Raw genomic sequence first — 17,868 nt, forward strand, 5'->3', positions numbered from 1 at the left:
GGCCGCAGGGCCCTGGGAGAGTAGGACGTTGCCGGGCGCGTTCCCGCAAGCCCCGCAGGATCTTTCCTGCGGGGCTTCATTATGTACGCAGGAAATCATGTTGACAGCACAACGCACAGCGACTATATTAATCAAGCAAACAATTGAATACTGACCAAGCCTGCAGCGACACTTACCGCGAGGGTAAACATTGTCAGCGCAGAAGAGGTGAATCGAGGTGGGGGCGAATACGAGACCATTTAAAGAAGCTGTATATTCCGAACTTGCGAGACTCGGGAAGGCCATGGGAAGCCCGCGACGATTAGAGCTTCTCGACCTGCTTTCACAAGGACCTAAGTCCGTCGAAGTGCTGGCCCGGGAAACTCAGCAGAGTATTGCTAACGTCTCTCAACATCTTCAGACCTTACTGGACGCACGTCTTGTGAAATTTTACAAGCGAGGCAACTACTCGATGTACCGGCTTTCGGATGAGCGCGTTCTAGACTTACTCTTGAAAGTTGAGGAAGTGGGAGAGTGGCTATATCGCGCTATAGAAACAGAAAGGGAGAGCTGGATTCATCCATTGGATTCATCCAGGCCACTCAGTGCAGAAGAACTCGACACCTTGGTGAAGGACCCCGATGTGGTGGTGCTCGATGTTCGTCCACGGGATGAATACGAATTCGATCATATCCCCGGGGCCTGGTCGGTCCCGCTTGAAGAATTAGAGCAAAAGATGGCGGAGCTACCCAAAGACAAACAGATCGTGGCTTATTGTCGAGGACGCTACTGTCTGTTTGCGGCGGAAGCGGTACAGATCCTGCGGCGCCACGGATATCGAGCGATTCGGGTGGAGCAGGGTGTTCGCGAGTGGCGGAGATCCACGTCTGTTTCCAGGGGGGGATTGTAAGGTGATTTTCCGACAATACTTGCATGAAAACCCAGTTGCCGCATCTTACCTGTTCGGGTGTGGCACGGAAGGTCAAGGCGCAGTTGTTGATCCCGTAGACGATGTCGAATTCTACGTCCGCGAGGCCGAACGCGCCGGGCTCAATATCCGCTACGTGTTTGATACCCATCTTCATGCCGACCATATTTCGGGCGGTCGCCGACTGGCGGAGCGAACAGGAGCGAGCTATGTGCTCCATCGGTCGGCAGATGTTCGCTACACGTTTCACCCTGTGGAAGATGGAGATGTTTTATTCACAGGCAATACACGGATTCAAATTATTCATACTCCAGGCCATACACCGGAACATATTTCACTGCTTGTATCTGATCTTCGTCGCGCAGACGCCCCGTGGTTCGTGCTGACCGGACACACGTTGATGGTTGGTGATGCAGGACGAACGGAATTGGCCTCCAGTTTGGAGGAAGGAGCTAGAGACTTGTATCACAGCCTATTTGAAAAACTGATGAAATTGGATGACCAGATTGAGGTTTATCCCGGAGCCTACTCAGGTTCCGTCTGCGGACGTTTCTTGAGTGGCAAACCGTCTTCGACAATTGGGTTCGAACGCCGTTTCAATGTGGCCCTTCAAGCCCGTTCACTCGATGAATTCATAGCTTTTATGACTCAGGACATACCACCCAAGCCGTCCGACTACGAACGAATTCGGCTCACCAACGCTGGTCAATAAGCGATTCGGGAAAGGAAGGATCGGGCATGGGAGGCATCGGCCTGTTGCAGAGTCGCCCGGTGCAAATCGCATTGCTTGTGATCGTCAATCTATTCGTCGGGGGCATGGTCGGCCTCGAGCGAACGGTCCTCCCGTTACTTGCCAAAGAGGAGTTTGGCATTGCCGGTAAAAGCGCAGCCGTCGCCTTTATTATCAGTTTCGGCGTCGTCAAAGCCCTGTCCAACCTGTTTGCCGGCCGCATCGCGGACCTTTTGGGGCGAAAACGGCTTTTGGTCGCCGGGTGGGTGGTCGGTTTGCCCGTGCCCTTCCTGGTGATGTTCGCCCCAAACTGGAACTGGGTGATTTTCGCCAATGTCCTCCTTGGCATCAATCAGGGTTTCTGTTGGTCCATGACGGTGAATATGAAAATTGACTTGGCCGGTCCCCGGTTTCGGGGCTTGGTCCTCGGCCTCAACGAGTTTGCCGGGTATTCCGCCATTTCGATCACGGCCCTGGTGTCCGGGTATGTGGCTGCGGTGTACGGGGTACGGCCACAGCCTTTCTACTTGGGTGTCGCTTATGCGTTGGCCGGGCTTTTGTTGTCAAGCGTCCCGGTGAAGGACACCACCGCCTTATCCAAAACTGTGGCGGGATCTTCCCTCCCCCTCGGCCGCGCCTTTGCGATTGCGACTTGGCAAAACAAACCGCTCCTTAGCGCCAGTCAAGCCGGGTTCATGACCAATTTTAAGGACGGAATGATCTGGGGACTGCTCCCTTTGTTTCTCAATGCTCATGCCTTGGATATCGCGGCTGTGGGGACGATTGTCGCCTTATATCCTGGGACCTGGGGACTCCTCCAATTGGCGACGGGACCTTTGAGTGACCGGTTTGGGCGCACCTGGCTCATCATCGTGGGGATGCTCATTCAGGGCGGGGCGATTCTGTGGATCGTCTTTACTCAAGGGTTTGCCCTCTGGTCCACAGGCTCCATTCTGCTGGGCGTCGGGACCGCGATGGTATACCCGACCTTGCTCGCTGCTGTGGCCGACCATTCCGAAGCTGAGTGGCGGGCTTCGGCGCTGGGGGTGTATCGGTTCTGGAGGGATTTTGGCTACGCGGTCGGTGCCCTCGTCTCCGGCCTTTTGGCCGATGCTCTGGGTACCTCCACGTCGATGGGCATTGTAGGGGTGCTCGTGATCGCGTCGGGTCTCGTGGCGGCGTTGTGGTTGAGAGACGTTCAAAGTGAAAGGTTCACCGAAACGGGTGTGACGAGATGACGCTGTTTGATCAGAAGGCTGAATCCTACGATGACTTTTGCCGCACTCCTCTGGGGCATTTTGTCGACGCGGTGGAACGCCGCCTCATCGGAGCAATGGCGCGGCCCCGGGCTGGGGAATCGGCCATCGACCTGGGGTGCGGCACAGGTTCGTACACCTATTGGCTGCATAAACTCGGGTTATCGGTGACCGGGGTCGATTTATCGGAAAAAATGTTGGAGGTCGCCAGGCGCAAAGGGGATGGGCGCGTGCCCTTTATCCGGGCGGACGTCACCCATCTGCCGTTTCCCCCGGACAGCTATGATCTGGCGTTGGCCAATGCGACCCTCGAGTTTGTCGCCGATCCGAAGGCGGCATTGCGAGAGGCCTACCGGGTTGTCAAACCGGGAGGGCGAGTGGTGGTGGGGTTTATTGCAAAACTGGGCCCCTGGGCGGAACAATACTCAAAACGTGGGCGGGAAGATGCCACCAGTGTCTATCACGGCGCACGGTTTTTCTCTTATGAAGAGGCCGTGGAAATCGGTCCCTGTATACCGGAGCAGGTGCGGTTCGGACTGTATGTCAGCCCAAGGGAATTCACAGACGAGGCTTCAGCCTGGTCTCTGGAAATGAGGCGAAGGGTGTCCCAAGATGAAGCTGGGGCTGGGTTTATGGTGGTGCGCTGGCGCAAGGGGACATTGCCTGTCTGATCCGGTCTCAATATAATGGAGGCGGTTTCGTCGCCGTTTTCGCGGGTGACTGCCGAGTCCGAGTGGCGGTTCACCCGGGGCGGCAGACAGAAGGGGGAGCGCAATGAAACCTTTGGTTTCGGTGATCATCCCCACGTATAATGTGGGACGGTATATCGAGGGGGCCCTTCGCTCCGCCCTTGGGCAGACCCTGGGGAATCTCGAAGTGCTCGTGGTGGATGACGCCTCGACGGACGATACCGTGGCCCGGGTGAAGGCCCAGGCGGATAGCCGGGTCCGGCTGTTTGTCAACGAAGGGAACAAGGGGCCGTCTTTCAGCCGCAACCGGGCCATCGCGGAATCCCGGGGGGAGTGGATCGCCGTTTTGGACGGGGACGATTGGTGGGCAGAGGACCGTTTGGAACGGCTGTACGAAACCGCGGTGCGGGAGAAAGCCGATCTTATCTGTGATGACCTTTATTTTATTCAAGACGGGGCGGAGCTTCCGTGGACCACGTTGTTCCGGGAGCGTGGCATGCGGCCCACCGAGGGCTGGGTGGCGCCCGCGCAATTTGTCCGTTGGGACCTCGGGCTTGTCAAGCCCTTGATGCATCGGCAACGGCTGCTGGAATCGGGCGTTCGTTACCCGGAAGCGCTGCGTTTTGGCGAGGATTTTGTGTTTTTGTTCACGTGGCTGCGGCGAGGGGCGTCCATGTGGTTGGCCCCAAAGGCGTACTACTACTATCGAAATCGCCGGGAATCTCTGGTTCATGATAAAATTCCTCTTCACCAGCAGGTCTATGATATTGCCGTGGAGCTGCTCGCCAAGGTGGACCGGTCAGGGGAGCCGGAGATCTACCGGGCTTTGTCAGATCGCGTGAGCCATGCCCGGCAGCTGGTGGACTACTACCGAGTTGTCCAACCTCTCAAAGAGAAAAAAGTCCATATCGCGTTGGCCGAGGTGCTGAAACATCCCAGGGTGATCGTGTCCTTCCTGCGACTTCTGCCGGGGGTCCTACGGTACCAGTTGGCCCACCGCCGGGAACGCGGCGGAGCCGAGGAGGGGTCGCCGCTCCACCTGCCCTGACTGGCAACGTCGTCTTTATCTGGAGGGAATCGACATGCGAGTGGCTTTTGTCGTTTATTTTGCCTTATCCGGGCGGGGCGGGATCGAGAACGTGACCGGGACGGTGATCCGAGCCCTCGAGGGGCGCGGGGATGCGACGCACGTGCTATTATTCGGCGATCTCAAAGACCGGTCGTGGTTGAGCGACCTTCCGAGTGAGCTGACGGGGGTGGGGCCGGGGAGGAAGATCGCGAAACTCCTGCGCGGTTTTTTTCGTCTGGCGCAGTGGAACCCCGATGTGGTGGTCGCCCTCGATAAAAAGGCGCTGGTTTGGGCCAGGCTTTTCTCCTTGCTCCGTTTCCGCCGGATTCCCGTCGCATCGTGGCTTCATTTTTCCCTGACGACCATGCGGCAAAATTTTATTCTTAAGGCGGCGGATTTTCACCTCGCCATCAGTTCGGACATGGCCCGGCAAATTGAAGGGGTTGACGGGAGGCACCCGATCTACTTGATTTATAATCCCGTTCCGCCGGCCCGGCGAATCGTTCCCCGGCCGACAACGGCGACTTTTGTTTACGTGGGCAGGCTGATGGTGGAAGGGCAAAAACGGGTGGCGGATTTTCTTCGGGCCCTGGCCGCGGTGCATGGGGATTGGCAGGCAGTGGTGATCGGAGACGGCGATGAGAAGGAGACCTTGGTTGCGTTGGCACGGGATCTTGGCATCGATTCCCGGATCCGCTGGACGGGGTGGGTCAGCGATCCTTGGAGTGCCTTGGAGGCCGCGTCAGCGCTGGTGTTGACCTCGGCGTATGAGGGGTTTGGCATGGTGCTCGCCGAGGCCATGGCCCACGGCATTCCCTGCGTCAGTTCGGATTGTCCCGTCGGGCCGAGAGATATCGTCCGGCCCGGCGTCAACGGTTGGCTGTATCCCGTGGGGGAGATTCACCAACTGGCGGAGATCCTGCAGCGGATCGTCCGGGATCCCGGGATTCTGCCAAACCCCGAAGCGGTTCAAGAGTCGGTGGCCCGGTTTCGCGCCGATCGCGTGGTGGATGCCATGAGGGAGGCCCTGGTCACAGAGGTTCGGCGCTAGGCTTTTCCGGCCTCGAACCGTCACCTTTCCACATGGACCCGTCCAGGGTGGTCGGCAGCCACCAATGCCGCTTGGTTTCGATGTCCGGCCGGACCACCCGCACCCCTCCACGGAGAATGTTCAGCAAAAACCCGAACCAGAGAGACGCGGGATGGGAGGCGTAGAACCCGGCCACCACCACGGCGGGTGCCTCTTTGATCCATTGAACCAACGCCAAGATTGAGGGCCCGGGGTCGGGGCGACGGTGGCCGATGCGAGGCCGGGTTCTGCCCGGATTGATTTGAGCATAGACGTGAGAAAGGTGGTTGTCCGGTGAACGGTTCGAGAATGGTGTCAGTTGCGGCAACTCCGGGCGGACGAGGGAGGATGAAACAGACAAGGAAACCCTGAGAAAGAGGTGCCCGATGTTGGAAGAGGTGCTCATCTCGCCCGCCATCGTGTACAGCGAGACCGCTCTCATGTCCGTGGCCCTGGCCACCGATGTCTTCGCGGTGAGCCTCAAGCTCGGGCTGCAAGGGGTGTCGCGGCATGAACGAGAGGGATTCGAATTGGCGGTTACCTTATTTCACATTGTTCTACCGGCCCTGGGGCTGGAACTCGGCCGGAGATTGCACGGACGATTTGGCGATCTCATCCTTCCAGTCGGAATGATCGTATTTTTCCTACTTGGTGTGCACACCATCTCTCAGGCGTGGAGGCACCGGAACGAGCGCTGGTCGTTGTCGGGACCTGTGGTGGTGCTGGCCGCAGCCGCGAGCATCGATGCCTTTACGGCGGCGATGGCCCTGAGTTTTACGGGGGTTTTGGCGTGGGTGGTGATCCCCATCGTGGGGCTTACCGCTTGGGGGGCCGCCCGAGCGGGCTTCGCGTTGGGGTATAAAGCCGGATCTCGGTGGGGGTGGCGGGCCGAGCTGATTGGCGGCGGCCTGCTCATTGCGATGGGCCTCTATATGTTGACGGGTTTGGCCTAGGGTTTGTGCACCGAGCTGGGCTTTTGTACCCGGTTGATACTCAGGGCGCCAATGGCCAACAAGGCGACACTGGCCCACTGGTCTGGACGCAGTCCCAAATAGAGAGGGCCGGGGCTATCGGCGTAGCCGGCTGTGAGCAGGGCGGCACCGAGAAGGAAGATTGCAAGGCCGGTGGGGCGCACGCTGCGGATGCTGGAAGGGGGCACCGAATGGGTCCGCTGCCGGGACACCGCCAACCATACGATGAAAAAGGCTGTGATCAGGAGGAGGGCTCGGTAGATGTTGACGGGGTGGCGACTGGTGTCTCCCAGGGGTATGCCCCACGGAAGGTTGGTGATACTGCCCACGTCCAGGGCAAAAAAGCTATAAAAAGCGCCGGAGAGGAGAAGAGACGGGACGAGCCGATCCAAAAGGGCCTGTATCGACAGTCTTTGTCGGAGCGCTGTCAAGATGAGAACGGCACCGGCTGCCGCCCCGGCCACCCATACGCTTCCGGAAGGCGGAGCGGAAAAGAGGGCGCGCCCTGGCTCGTTCCACCATGCGGCGGGCGTGAGGATCAGGCCTGCGAAGCGGTAACCGACAAGTCCCGCTATGGCCGCGTTCCAATAGGCGGTCAGGGCCACCTCGTCCACGCTTTGGTCCCGGGGAGTCCGCGCTTCGGGATCGGTCCACGGTCCCCGCCGCATCGCCCAAGCTCCGGCGAGGACGGCGAGGATGAGGCCGACGAGTCGATAAGGCAGGAACAATGGTCCGATATGTATGCCGCCAAGGAGTTCCAACAATGGTCTCCCCCCGTCCTGTCCGCCCGCACATTTAATTGGTCGGTAGTCGGTAGGTTCGATCGCCGTCATTGTACCACTGATTTTCTCGCGGGATCAATGGTGGTGGGCACTGTACAGGATCATAGGCAGGATTTTCACCGTCGGAAGCGAAATCAAACGGATAAGGGCTCGGTCCGTGGATATGCAATCAACGGCCGGGACGTTCGTGTATTCCTCCGGCAACTGCTGATGCCGTGATCCGCCACATTTTGAGGGTGAAACGAGCTGGGCGGAGCCGGTACAAAGGGTGAGATGGGGTGTTGGGCCCGTGGATAGGCTGAAGTTGGTTCATTGCGCAGATCTCCACCTGGACAGCCCTTTCGTAGGGTTGGAGGGGGAAGACGCGGCCTTACAGGATCGGTTGTACGAGGCGACTTTCGACTCGTTCTCCCGGATCGTCGACGTGTGTCTGCAAGAGCAGGCCGATGCTTTGACGGTGGGCGGCGATGTTTACGATCGGGAGACCCGCAGTCTCCGGGCCCAACTGCGTTTTCGCGATGAATTGGCGAGGTTGTCGCAGGCAGGAATCCCGGTTTTTGTGGTTCACGGAAACCATGACCCGCTGTCCGGGTGGAGTCATCAATTGACGTGGCCCGAAGGTGTCCACGTTTTTGGCCCGAAGGTGGAAGCGGTGCCCCTGATTCGGGGGGGACGCGAGGTGGCGCGGATCTGGGGTGTGAGTTATGGACAGGCCGAGGTGCGGGAGAACCCGGCCCCGGAATTCGCGGCTGCCGTTGCCGACAATTCGGGGGAGGGGTGGCGGATCGGGCTCCTTCACGCCAATGTCGGTGGGGATCCGGGGCACGAGTCCTATGCTCCCTGTTCCGTGGAAGAGCTGGCCGATGTGGGTATCGATCTGTGGTTGCTGGGACATGTGCACGGCGCCCGGTTCTGGCATCACCGGGGAGTCCACTTTCTTTACCCGGGTACGTCCCAGGGCCGCCACCGTCGGGAGAAGGGGCCGAAGGGATGTTATATCCTCACCCTGGGGCCGAACGGGGTGGAGGCGGAGTTTCGCGCCACCGACTCATTGCGTTGGGAAGACATTGAAATTTCCATCGGTGGGATCACCGGAGAAGAGGAATTGTTTCAAGCTCTGGACGATCGCTTGGAAAAGGTGCGGAAGGCGGCCGGGCGGCCGGTGATTGTCGACGTGCGCTTCGTCGGCCGAGGCCCTGTGGCCGGGTTGCTTCGGCGCGACGGGTTTCTGGAAGAATGGCTGTCGGAGAGCCGCACCCGCTGGTTTGGTGGTGGCAACGACGTGTGGATCAATCGGCTGGATGCGGTCGTGGGTGGCGAGCGCAATTTGGAGAAATGGCTGGATGAGCCCACTTTTGTTGGCGAGTTGTTGCGCTATGTCCAGGAGCGGCGGGAGGCCGGACAATGGGCGGTGGAAGCCCGGGAAGTGCTTGGGAAGGTCATGCGCTTTGTTCATCGCCGGGGGGAGCCGGAGGATTGGATCGATGTGGAAGATTGGACGGATCGGGCTGTAGAGCGGTTGTTGGATGAGTTGGTGGCGGAAGGGGAATCGTGATGCGCATTCTGGGGTGGAGGGTGGACCGCTACGGGCGTTGGCAGGACGTGGAGCGCACGGTGGCACCGGACGGGCTCATCCTGCTGTATGGACTGAACGAGGCGGGAAAAACCACGTGGCTTCATTTTATCCGAGCCATGTTGTTCGGGGAATCTCGAAAGGACAAGAGCCCGTATTGGTCGCCGGAGGAGGGATGGGGCGGGCGCTTAGACGTTGTTTTTGCGGACGGGCAGCGGTGGCGAGTGGAACGCCGGGTGGAGGGAAGGCGGGAGCACAGTCGGATCCTGGCCCCGGACGGGGCTCAAGTGGACGAGGAGACGTGGAACCGCCGTCTTGGAGGGTTGAGCCGGTTCGTCTACGATCAGATATTCGCTTTCGGTCTGGGGGAGTTGGAGCGGTTTGAATCTCTGTCCGACCCCAGGGTTGCCGGACAATTGTACAGCGCCGGCGCCGGTTTGCGCGGGACCGATTTGGCAGCGGCAGAGCAGCGCTTGGTTCAGGCAATGGAGAAGCGGTACAAGAGTCGGGGTAAGAACCCGGTCATTAATCAGCTCCAGACCGCCCTCCAGGAATGCGAGCGACAGATTCGCATACTCGGGGATCCGGCGGCGGAGTACGCCGAGGTAACGGCGGCGCTGGCACAATGTGACGATCAGGAGGCGGAGGTTGCGGACCGGCGAAAGGAGATCCGCATCCGTCGGCGGAGATTGCTGCGGCTCAGACAACTGCGGGAAATCTTCGATGCATGGAATAACACGGAATCCTCCTGGGCGGAGGTGCGCGATCTGCCGGATGTGGACCCGGACGAGGTCGCACGCTTAGATCGCATTATGGAGAAGGTGGAAGGGTTGCAGCTCGAAGCGGCCCGAGCCGCCAAGGAGCGGGACGCGCTTGAGGCGGAGCTCCGGAGTGTGCCAGAGCCCGGCCCATTGTGGCGAGAGCGGGAGCGAATCGCAACGGTGCTGGAAGGCCGGGGGCTGGAGGCGGGGCGCCGGGAAGAGCGAATACGGATCCGCAACGAGTTGGCGTCATGGGCCGTGGAAGAGAGGGATTGGGTCCAGCGCTTGGGTCCCGAGCTTGCGGGCCAAGGGGCGGAGCCCGACACGTCGATTGCCGCCCGTGAGCAGGGCAGCGAATTGTGGCGGGCTCTGGAGCAGGCCGAGGTGGTCCTGCGGGACCGCCGGGCGACGGCGGAACGCGAGATAGAAACCCTTGAGCGGATTCGGCAGGAGCGGGTTGAACTGGAGGCGGAGGCGCTGGCGGCGGTGGGCGACGAAGTGCCCTCCTTCGGTGTCGCACCGGAAGGATTCGGGCTCACTGTCCGTGGAGGTAAGTTTGCCGAAGGGGATATCCCGGGCCGACGGGCGAAGGTGAGAGAGCTTTTAGAAATTCGCCGACAGCGTGCTGAGAAAGAGGCCCGCTTGGAAAGCACGTTGGAAGCGATCCAGTCGGCGTCCAATTCCCAGGCAGGGCCGGAGAGGTGGGCATGGGCCATCCCGGCTGCCGGGTTGATACTCACCGCTCTTGTGGGGGCGTTGTTTGGAGCCCATTCGGTTCTGGTGTGGGGTGCGGCCCTCGTTGGAGCCGCAATGGCAGTTTGGGGAGTGAGCCGGGGACGGCGGGCGGAGAGGGACGCGAAAGCCCGCAGAGAGGCGTGGGAGAGGCGAAAATCTGAAGTCGAAAACCATATTCGCGATTTGACGGAACGGGAGGCGCGAATGGCGGAGTCGCTGTTCGGACGAGCCGACTGGAGCGAACGGGACATTGAGGATATCGAACGGGTTTTGGATGATGCGGCCCGACGGATGGCCCTCGTGGAGGATAAACGAGCCCGGATCGAACAGTTGCGCCGGGATGAGGAACGTGCGCGACGAACCGTAGAAATGGAACAAAAGAAGCTCCAGGAATCAGAGGACCAACTTGTTCGTTGCCGGGAATCCTGGGAGTCCTGGTTGGTCGGTCAGGGATTTCCCAGGAAGCTTTCGTGGCCCCAGGCGTCTGCCGCTCTGGATGCTTTCGATCACCTGCGCCGCCTGAGGAGGCAGATGGAGGAGCGCCGGCGTCGGGAGGCGGATTTGGGAGACCAGGGTCGAAGATGGAGGCGGCAGTTGGCTGAGTTGTGCGCACAGTGCGGACTTCCCATCCCTTCCCTGCCGGAGGATGAGGATTTAGCAGCCCAGGCGGATTGGGACGCCCGGGTGTGTGGGAGCTTGCGGGCGGCACTAGACGATGAAATCCGACGGGTACAGCACCGAGACCGCTTGCGAGACGAAAGGAAGAAAGCGGCGGGTATGGCCGAGCAGACGTCCGATCGATTGGCGGCGGCAAAAGGTGAACTGCAGCGGGGCTGGGCAGATCTGGGCATCACGGGCGAAGAGGAGTGGCGCAAAGTCCGGCCGGAGCTTCGCCGTCGGAGGGAATTGCGGGATACCCGTCGAGCACTGGAAGAGCAGCTGCACCGCCTGGCGGAGGACGAACGGGAGTTGGCCGAGGTGGCCCATTGGGACCCGGTTGCAATTGAAGATGAGTTAACAGAATTGGACCGCATGGAGGAAGAGCTAGATCGCAAGACTCGGGATATCGGAGCCCGACGAGCGGAAAACACGGCTAGACTTAAGGAGCTGGAGGAGGGGCGGTCTTTGTCCCATTGGCTGCAGCGCCGGGAAGATCTCATCGCCGTGCTGCGGCGGGAGGTGCGGGAATGGGCAGTGGATGCCTTGGCGCTGCATCTCCTGCGCCGAACCAAGGAAAGGTACGAACGGGAGCGACAACCCGCGGTCATACGCCGGGCGTCGACGGCATTTGCCGCCTTGACAGGGGGCCGTTACCGACGGATTGTCGTGCCTCTTGAGGAGGAGGCGTGGTATGCCGAAGATGCAGCGGGGCATCGATGGCCACTACCCCGGTTGAGCCGCGGTACAACCGAACAGATGTATCTGGCCATTCGGCTTGGGCTGATCGACGATCTCCGGGAGAGGGGAGTTGTGCCACCATTGGTTATGGATGATATACTCGTGAATTTTGATCCGGTGCGAAGGCGCCAGGGGGCCAAACTCCTGACGCGTTTGGCCGAGGACGTGCAACTGTTTTATTTGACGTGTCACCCGGAGGTGGTGGAGGATTTTCAAAGAGCTTCATCCCGGGTCGAAGTCGTTGATCTGAAAGACTGGGACCCGGGCGTTCAGGTGAGCGGGGAAGTCCGACATGGATAAAGCGGCGGTTCTTTTTCTCACCCTGGCCAACCTGTTTTGGGCGGGAAATTACTTGTTCGGGGCAGCCCTTGCCCCTGTGATTTCTGCAGGGGCTCTGACCACGGTGCGCTGGTGGATTGCCTTTACGGTCTTATGGCCTTTCGTCAGAAGGGAGTGGGCTCGCCCGGGATCTCCGGGTCCCCAAGCGATTCGCCGCCGGTTTGGAGGGTTGGTGTTTTTAGCGGTTACGGGGGTGGGGGGATACGGATTTGTCCTGTACCAAGCTCTCCATCATACAAGTCCAGTTAATGCTTCGCTGATTTCCGGGATTAACCCAGCCCTCATCGCAGCCCTCGCTGCCATTTGGCAGAGAAGCCGGATATCGGCGCTACAGGTCACAGGGCTGATCGTTTCCCTAGCCGGGGTGGTGGTTGTGGTGAGCCGAGGGGATTGGAGTGTGCTGACTGGGCTGCGGCTCAACCCCGGCGATTGGTTGATGCTCATCTGCGTGTTCCTTTGGGCCGTGTACTCCCTTTACGTACCCCGGGTTCAACGGGAAGTGGGGACGATGACCACGGCCTGGGTGACTTCGGGAATGGGGGCGGTGATCGGACTGATTCCCGCTGCTTTAGATTGGAAACTGCTGGCCCTGCCCATCACCTGGGTGGGGGTGGCTTACATTGGCGTGTTCGCTTCGGTGTTGGCCTATGTCTGTTGGAACGCAGGCGTGATGCGTATCCCGGCAGGCCAAGCGGGAATCTTTATGAACTTACTGCCCGTTTTTACGTTGTTCATGGCCATGCTGCTCGGGCAGCCAGTGAGGGTGGTCCAATGGCTGGGCGGGGCGTTGGTCGTGGCAGGGGTGACGTTGACACTGACCGCCGGTAGAAGTCGCAAGGGAAGAGATTCAGGGGAAACGAAGGCAGAGGCGTCTACTGGGCTTTGATCCCACATCGGCAGTGGGCCGAGAAGGCGGCCTTCCGGGGGAGGCCCCGATGTTGGGATCGGCGATGTGGTAAGATAGCGAAGAATGGGGTTGGACAAACACCACCGGGCGCCTCACATGTTTAGGCGACACGAGAGAAGCGAGGGGATGTTGATGGAAAACACGGCGCCCGATGAGAAGGAAGTCGGCGGCATGGTATCGTGGTGGAATCTACTGGTCGCCATGTTTCGCACGGGCATTTTTACGTACGGCGGGGGACCGGCGGTCATTCCTTTGATGCGCCATGAAGCGGTCCGGCGCTATAGCTGGATGGAAGATGAAGAGTTCGGCGAAATTGTCGCCTTGGCGAACGCGCTTCCGGGGCCCATCGCCACGAAACTGGCCGCGTATCTCGGGTATCGCGTTAAAGGGATCCTCGGTGCTGTCCTCGCTGTGGTCGTTCATATCCTACCGAGCAGTCTTGCGATGATCGTGTTATTGGGATCCTTGTATGCACTCAAAAGTTCCCGGGTGGTGGCCGGAATGATCGCGGCGGTCAAGCCGGTGATCGTGGTGATGCTGGGTGTGATGGCCTATGAGTTTGGCGCCTCTGCGGGCCGGGGACTGGGATGGTTATTCGCCGCGGTGGCCGATCTTTTGGCGCTCGTTTTGCTGGGACCGGCAAACGTACACCCCGCCCTGGTAGTGCTGGTCGCTTTGCTCTACGGGAGTGTGCATTTGAGGGTTGTTGACGCCCTTCGGGCTAGGCGGCTGGGCATCGGGGCGGGGTCGGGTAAACAGGGGGCGAATGTTCAGCCCACTGAAACGGTGGCGGGCGGACGGGGCGGGCAAAGCGAAGGTGGCGACCAAGGGCGCGATGATCAGGAGGGCCACAATGGGGCGGGTACGTCCGGAGAAGAGGAGGGCTCGCGATGATGAATTGGCTGCATTTATTATGGGGTTTTTTGGTCGCGAACCTCTTGGGGTACGGCGGCGGTCCTTCCACGATCCCGTTGATGCAAGAGGAGATCGTCCACCGGTACCAGTGGCTGACAAACGGACAATTCGCCGATGTACTGGCGGTGGGCAACGCCCTCCCGGGTCCGATTGCCACGAAGATCGCCGCTTTTGTGGGGTACGAGGTCGCAGGGTGGCCCGGACTCCTCGCGGCCTTGGTGGCGACGGTGGTCCCGACCGCTGTCGGACTGATTGCCTTTATGCGCTTATTGGCTCGGTTTCGGGGATCCAAAGCGGTTCGGGGCATGACGATGTTGGTCCAGCCGGTCATCGCCGTGATGTTGGTGCTATTGACCTGGGAAATGGGCCAGGAATCTGTACAGGGCATCGGGATTCTGCAATTTCTCGGCATTGCGGCGGTGTCACTGTGGGCGCTGGTGGTCCGGAAAATTCATCCCGCCTTCGTGATTCTTGCCGCTTTCGCGTACGGGGGGTTGGTGCTTTCGCACTGGGTGTAGTTTGGCGAATTTCGCGCGGAGGCGAGAGTGCCGTGCAGACTGTCGTTGATCTGTTCGTGCTGGCGTGGATCAATATTATGCTCAGCGGGGACAACGCTTTGGTGATTGCCATGGCCACCCGTCGACTTCCGGCGGGCCAGCGGCGCCGGGCGGCCGTTTTTGGCGCCGCCGCCGCAGTGGCCCTGCGCATTCTTCTGACAATCCTCGCGGCGCGGTGGCTGACAAAACCCTACATCCAGGCGGCTGCGGGGGTCGCTCTTCTGTGGATCGCGGTCCGGTTGATTTTGCCGGGGCCGGAGACCCTGCCGCCGGCGGACGAACAGCCGGAATCCCAGCCGCCGCAATGGTGGGAAGCGGTAGGGACGATCGTTCTTGCGGATGTAACCATGAGCATCGACAATGTGTTGGCGGTGGCGGCCGCCGCCCAGGGGAATCTCCTGTTACTCGTCGCAGGGCTTGCTTTGAGTATTCCGCTGATCGTATGGGGGAGCGACTTGATTCGGCTGCTTCTGAATCGGATGGAGTGGTTGGTGTACCCGGGTGCAGGTCTTTTGGGGTGGATGGCAGGTGGGCTTGTGGCGGAGGATCCTGGGCTGGGCATTGCGGATCAATGGCCGGGAGGTGCTTGGTGGACGGCCGGGTTAGCGGCCTGTGCCGTCGTCGGAGTTGGGCTGTGGAAACGCTGGCCGAAGGATTGAATGCTTATACATATCGTTGTATAATCATACAAGTCGATGTGTCGGGCTCGCAAAACCAAACCATTGGAGAATGGAGGTGGGATTTGTGACTCGAGTGGCGGTGGTGGGGGCAACGGGTTATGCAGGGGTGGAGTTGGTTCGGTTGCTGGTTCGTCATCCCGAAGCGGAACTTGCCCTGGTAACATCCGACTCCCATGCCGGAATACAGTTGTCCAGGGTTTACCCCCATTTGACCGGTATCGCCGACTTTGAGCTTCAGGCCTTTGATCCCGATCGAGTGGCCGAGGAAGCGAATGTCGCGTTTTTGGCCTTGCCGGCGGGGCTATCTTCGACCATGGTGCCCTCGCTTCGCGAACGGGGAGTCCGGGTGATCGATCTCGGGGGAGATTTTCGCATTCCGGGTCCTTTGTTTCGGGAATGGTATAAAAAGGATCCCCCGTCGGAAGCCGTGCGGGAAGAGGCCGTATATGGATTGACGGAATGGAACCGGGAGCGGGTGGCAGGAGCGTCCTTTGTGTCGAATCCGGGGTGTTACCCGACGGCGGCGTTGCTTGGCCTTTTACCGGCCGTCCGCAACAGGGGAGTGGAGGCCGATGGATTGATCATTGATGCGAAGTCGGGGGTGACCGGAGCCGGGCGCGGAGTGAACCTGGGAAACCACTTTGCTGAGGTGGCGGAGAATTTCAAGGCCTACAAAGTTGCCGAACACCAGCACACACCCGAAATCGAGTATCATCTGGCAGCTTTTGGCCAAGGTTCGGCCCGGGTGTCTTTTACGGCTCATCTCCTTCCCATGGGTCGGGGTATTTTGGTAACGGCTTATGGTACCTTGACGGGCGAATGGAGGGAGTGGACGACCGAGCGGGTGTGGGAGGTATACCAGGACGCCTACCGACAGGAGCCCTTTGTTCGGGTTCGGCCGGCGGGACAATGGCCCCAGACCAAGGAAGTACGGGGGACCAATCTGTGTGACATCGGTCTGACTGTGGAGCGCCGAACGGGTCGAATGATCGTGGTCAGCGTCATTGACAATCTGGTGAAAGGCGCGGCGGGGCAGGCGGTACAGAATTTGAACGTCATGATGGGGTGGCCTGAAACGATGGGGTTGGACCTGGTCCCCATGTACCCGTGAGCGATCCAAAGATTGTGGAAAGCCGGGGTCGGACCGCTTCGCCTTCGGGGTGGTGCGGCGCAGTGCAAAAGGGAACTGCGGAAAGAAGGGGTAAACGGTGGCTGACCGGTGGGATGAAATGCAACAGGAGGAACGCCAAGAATGGCTGGGGGTCACGGCCCCAAAAGGGTTCTGGGCGGGGGCGGCAGCGGCGGGCATTCGGGACGGAAAAGCCGAACGCCTCGATGTGGCCATTCTGTACAGCGAGCAGCCTGCGGTGGCGGCGGGCATGTTCACGACCAACCGGGTCCGATCGGCGGCCGTAGAGGCGACCGAGGCCAGGATCCGGGAGCAGCGGCGTTTGCAGGCGGTGGTGGTTAACAGCGGAAACGCCAATGCCTGTACCGGGGAGCAAGGAGCTGCGGACGTGCTCGCCATTCAGATCCAGGCGGCGGACCTGTTCGGATTGGAACCGGGCGATATCGGGGTGGCCTCCACGGGAGTGATTGGGGTTCCGCTTCCCATGGACCGTTTGAGCGCGGGCATCGAGGAGGCCGCAAAAAAAATTCGAGACGACGGCGGCCGCGCGTTTGCTGAAGCGATCCTGACCACAGATACGTACACCAAGGAAGTGGTTCGGGAGCTGACGGTTGATGGGCAAACAGTAAGGATCGGCGGGGCGGCCAAAGGATCCGGGATGATCCATCCCAATATGGCCACCATGCTCGCCTTTCTCACCACCGACGCCGAGGTGGAAGCGGAAGCTTTGCAAGAAGCGCTGAGGCATGCGGTGGATGCGAGTTTTCATTGCATCAGCGTGGACGGGGATACCAGCACCAATGATACCGTCTTGCTTTTGGCAAACGGCATGGCGGGAAATCGACCACTTCGCCCGGATCACCCGGACTGGGACCGGTTTGTCGAGGCTGTCACCGAGGCAGCGATCCATCTGGCGAAGGCCATTGCCAGGGACGGAGAAGGGGCAACCCGTTTGATTGAGACCCGGGTGGAAGGGGCGTCCACCGACGAGGAGGCCCGGCGCGTCGCCAAGGCGGTGATCGGATCGAGCCTCGTCAAGACGGCGGTGTACGGCGCCGACCCGAATTGGGGACGGATTCTCTGCGCTGCGGGATATGCCGGATCTTCCTTCGATCCACAGAATGTGGACATTTATATTGGGGACATTGCCGTTTGTCGCCGGGGCGGGGCGGTGCCCTTCGATGAGGAAGCCGCCCGGGTTGTCCTGCGTGGGGACCCGGTGCCATTGCGGGTGGTGATCGGGGAGGGCTCCGGAAAAGCCGTGGCGTGGGGGTGCGATTTGACCGAGCGTTATATCGAGATTAACGCCCATTACCGGACATAACGGAGTTGTGGACCGTCTTTTCAGGAGGAGCTCGAGGATTCGGGTTCTCGGTGCCAAGGGGAGAGAAGGAGCTTAAG

At 60.2% G+C, this 17,868-nt stretch carries 17 protein-coding genes; 15 read left to right on the forward strand and 2 right to left on the reverse strand.

Going from position 1 to position 17,868, the window contains the following annotated elements; translation table 11 throughout:
• Positions 1–217: 217 nt before the first annotated feature.
• The 6 genes from K6T64_RS11860 (at position 218) to K6T64_RS11885 (ending at position 5,702) form a co-directional block, all read left to right on the forward strand.
• Positions 218–889 carry an ArsR/SmtB family transcription factor gene (locus K6T64_RS11860; RefSeq protein WP_288010382.1) on the forward strand — a complete coding sequence of 224 codons (672 nt, stop codon included), beginning with the start codon at positions 218–220 and terminating at the stop codon, positions 887–889.
• 1 nt (position 890) lies between these two features.
• Positions 891–1,619 carry an MBL fold metallo-hydrolase gene (locus K6T64_RS11865; protein WP_170099054.1) on the forward strand — a complete coding sequence of 243 codons (729 nt, stop codon included), beginning with the start codon at positions 891–893 and terminating at the stop codon, positions 1,617–1,619.
• Positions 1,620–1,645: 26 nt separating this feature from the next.
• Positions 1,646–2,875 (forward strand): MFS transporter, encoded by a 1,230-nt coding sequence (locus K6T64_RS11870; protein ID WP_288010385.1) that lies wholly within the window; start codon positions 1,646–1,648, stop codon positions 2,873–2,875.
• Entirely contained in the window at positions 2,872–3,564 is a 693-nt protein-coding gene (locus K6T64_RS11875) for a class I SAM-dependent methyltransferase (RefSeq protein WP_288010387.1), read from the forward strand. Before K6T64_RS11870 ends, K6T64_RS11875 begins: the two co-directional genes overlap by 4 nt.
• 103 nt (positions 3,565–3,667) lie before the next feature.
• Positions 3,668–4,630, forward strand: a complete 963-nt coding sequence (locus K6T64_RS11880) for a glycosyltransferase family 2 protein (RefSeq protein WP_288010389.1) — start codon at positions 3,668–3,670, stop codon at positions 4,628–4,630.
• A 34-nt stretch (positions 4,631–4,664) separates the two neighbouring features.
• Positions 4,665–5,702: a glycosyltransferase gene (locus K6T64_RS11885; RefSeq protein ID WP_288010390.1), complete on the forward strand. Its 1,038-nt coding sequence runs from the start codon at positions 4,665–4,667 to the stop codon at positions 5,700–5,702.
• Here the strand turns inward: K6T64_RS11885 and K6T64_RS11890 are convergent.
• Positions 5,683–6,126 carry a hypothetical protein gene (locus tag K6T64_RS11890; protein ID WP_288010391.1) on the reverse strand — a complete coding sequence of 148 codons (444 nt, stop codon included), beginning with the start codon at positions 6,124–6,126 and terminating at the stop codon, positions 5,683–5,685. The genes K6T64_RS11885 and K6T64_RS11890 overlap by 20 nt on opposite strands.
• Between K6T64_RS11890 and K6T64_RS11895 the strand changes: the two genes are divergently transcribed.
• A complete protein-coding gene (locus K6T64_RS11895) occupies positions 6,107–6,673 on the forward strand; it encodes a manganese efflux pump MntP (protein WP_288010392.1) in 567 nt (188 codons plus the stop codon). The two genes, K6T64_RS11890 and K6T64_RS11895, sit on opposite strands and share 20 nt — an antisense overlap.
• Here K6T64_RS11895 and K6T64_RS11900 read toward each other — a convergent pair.
• A complete protein-coding gene (locus K6T64_RS11900; protein WP_288010393.1) occupies positions 6,670–7,455 on the reverse strand; it encodes a prolipoprotein diacylglyceryl transferase family protein in 786 nt (261 codons plus the stop codon). The genes K6T64_RS11895 and K6T64_RS11900 overlap by 4 nt on opposite strands.
• Positions 7,456–7,762: 307 nt before the next feature.
• On the opposite strand from K6T64_RS11900, the gene K6T64_RS11905 reads away from it, so the two are divergent.
• The 8 genes from K6T64_RS11905 to argJ all read left to right on the forward strand — a co-directional run bounded on the left by K6T64_RS11905 (position 7,763) and on the right by argJ (position 17,791).
• Positions 7,763–9,028 (forward strand): metallophosphoesterase family protein, encoded by a 1,266-nt coding sequence (locus K6T64_RS11905; protein WP_288010395.1) that lies wholly within the window; start codon positions 7,763–7,765, stop codon positions 9,026–9,028.
• Positions 9,028–12,240: an AAA family ATPase gene (locus K6T64_RS11910; RefSeq protein WP_288010396.1), complete on the forward strand. Its 3,213-nt coding sequence runs from the start codon at positions 9,028–9,030 to the stop codon at positions 12,238–12,240. The genes K6T64_RS11905 and K6T64_RS11910 overlap by 1 nt, the downstream gene beginning before the upstream one ends.
• Positions 12,233–13,165, forward strand: coding sequence for a DMT family transporter (locus K6T64_RS11915; protein WP_288010398.1), 933 nt, complete (start codon positions 12,233–12,235; stop codon positions 13,163–13,165). Before K6T64_RS11910 ends, K6T64_RS11915 begins: the two co-directional genes overlap by 8 nt.
• Positions 13,166–13,318: 153 nt before the next feature.
• Positions 13,319–14,080 carry a chromate efflux transporter ChrB gene (gene chrB / locus K6T64_RS11920; protein WP_353737816.1) on the forward strand — a complete coding sequence of 254 codons (762 nt, stop codon included), beginning with the start codon at positions 13,319–13,321 and terminating at the stop codon, positions 14,078–14,080.
• A complete protein-coding gene (gene chrA, locus K6T64_RS11925; protein WP_100666732.1) occupies positions 14,077–14,619 on the forward strand; it encodes a chromate efflux transporter ChrA in 543 nt (180 codons plus the stop codon). Before chrB ends, chrA begins: the two co-directional genes overlap by 4 nt.
• Before the next feature lie 32 nt (positions 14,620–14,651).
• Complete coding sequence (locus K6T64_RS11930; RefSeq protein ID WP_100666733.1) at positions 14,652–15,317, forward strand: YjbE family putative metal transport protein; 666 nt, start codon at positions 14,652–14,654, stop codon at positions 15,315–15,317.
• Between the two features lie 85 nt (positions 15,318–15,402).
• Complete coding sequence (gene argC, locus K6T64_RS11935) at positions 15,403–16,449, forward strand: N-acetyl-gamma-glutamyl-phosphate reductase (RefSeq protein WP_100669109.1); 1,047 nt, start codon at positions 15,403–15,405, stop codon at positions 16,447–16,449.
• 97 nt (positions 16,450–16,546) lie between these two features.
• Complete coding sequence (argJ, locus tag K6T64_RS11940) at positions 16,547–17,791, forward strand: bifunctional glutamate N-acetyltransferase/amino-acid acetyltransferase ArgJ (protein ID WP_288010401.1); 1,245 nt, start codon at positions 16,547–16,549, stop codon at positions 17,789–17,791.
• Positions 17,792–17,868 lie beyond the last annotated feature (77 nt).

This window comes from Kyrpidia sp., from assembly GCF_023512215.1.
In the GTDB taxonomy this organism is placed as follows: Bacteria; Bacillota; Bacilli; order Kyrpidiales; family Kyrpidiaceae; genus Kyrpidia; species Kyrpidia spormannii.

Bases quoted from the DNA above. Each gene is read 5' to 3' on its own strand.
- K6T64_RS11880 (WP_288010389.1), top strand. From the start codon at position 3,668: ATGAAACCTTTGGTTTCGGTGATCATCCCCACGTATAATGTGGGACGG.
- K6T64_RS11915 (WP_288010398.1), top strand. From the start codon at position 12,233: ATGGATAAAGCGGCGGTTCTTTTTCTCACCCTGGCCAACCTGTTTTGG.
- chrB (WP_353737816.1), top strand. From the start codon at position 13,319: ATGGAAAACACGGCGCCCGATGAGAAGGAAGTCGGCGGCATGGTATCG.
- K6T64_RS11895 (WP_288010392.1), top strand. From the start codon at position 6,107: ATGTTGGAAGAGGTGCTCATCTCGCCCGCCATCGTGTACAGCGAGACC.
- K6T64_RS11885 (WP_288010390.1), top strand. From the start codon at position 4,665: ATGCGAGTGGCTTTTGTCGTTTATTTTGCCTTATCCGGGCGGGGCGGG.
- chrA (WP_100666732.1), top strand. From the start codon at position 14,077: ATGATGAATTGGCTGCATTTATTATGGGGTTTTTTGGTCGCGAACCTC.
- K6T64_RS11870 (WP_288010385.1), top strand. From the start codon at position 1,646: ATGGGAGGCATCGGCCTGTTGCAGAGTCGCCCGGTGCAAATCGCATTG.
- K6T64_RS11910 (WP_288010396.1), top strand. From the start codon at position 9,028: ATGCGCATTCTGGGGTGGAGGGTGGACCGCTACGGGCGTTGGCAGGAC.
- K6T64_RS11875 (WP_288010387.1), top strand. From the start codon at position 2,872: ATGACGCTGTTTGATCAGAAGGCTGAATCCTACGATGACTTTTGCCGC.
- K6T64_RS11890 (WP_288010391.1), bottom strand. From the start codon at position 6,126: ATGAGCACCTCTTCCAACATCGGGCACCTCTTTCTCAGGGTTTCCTTG.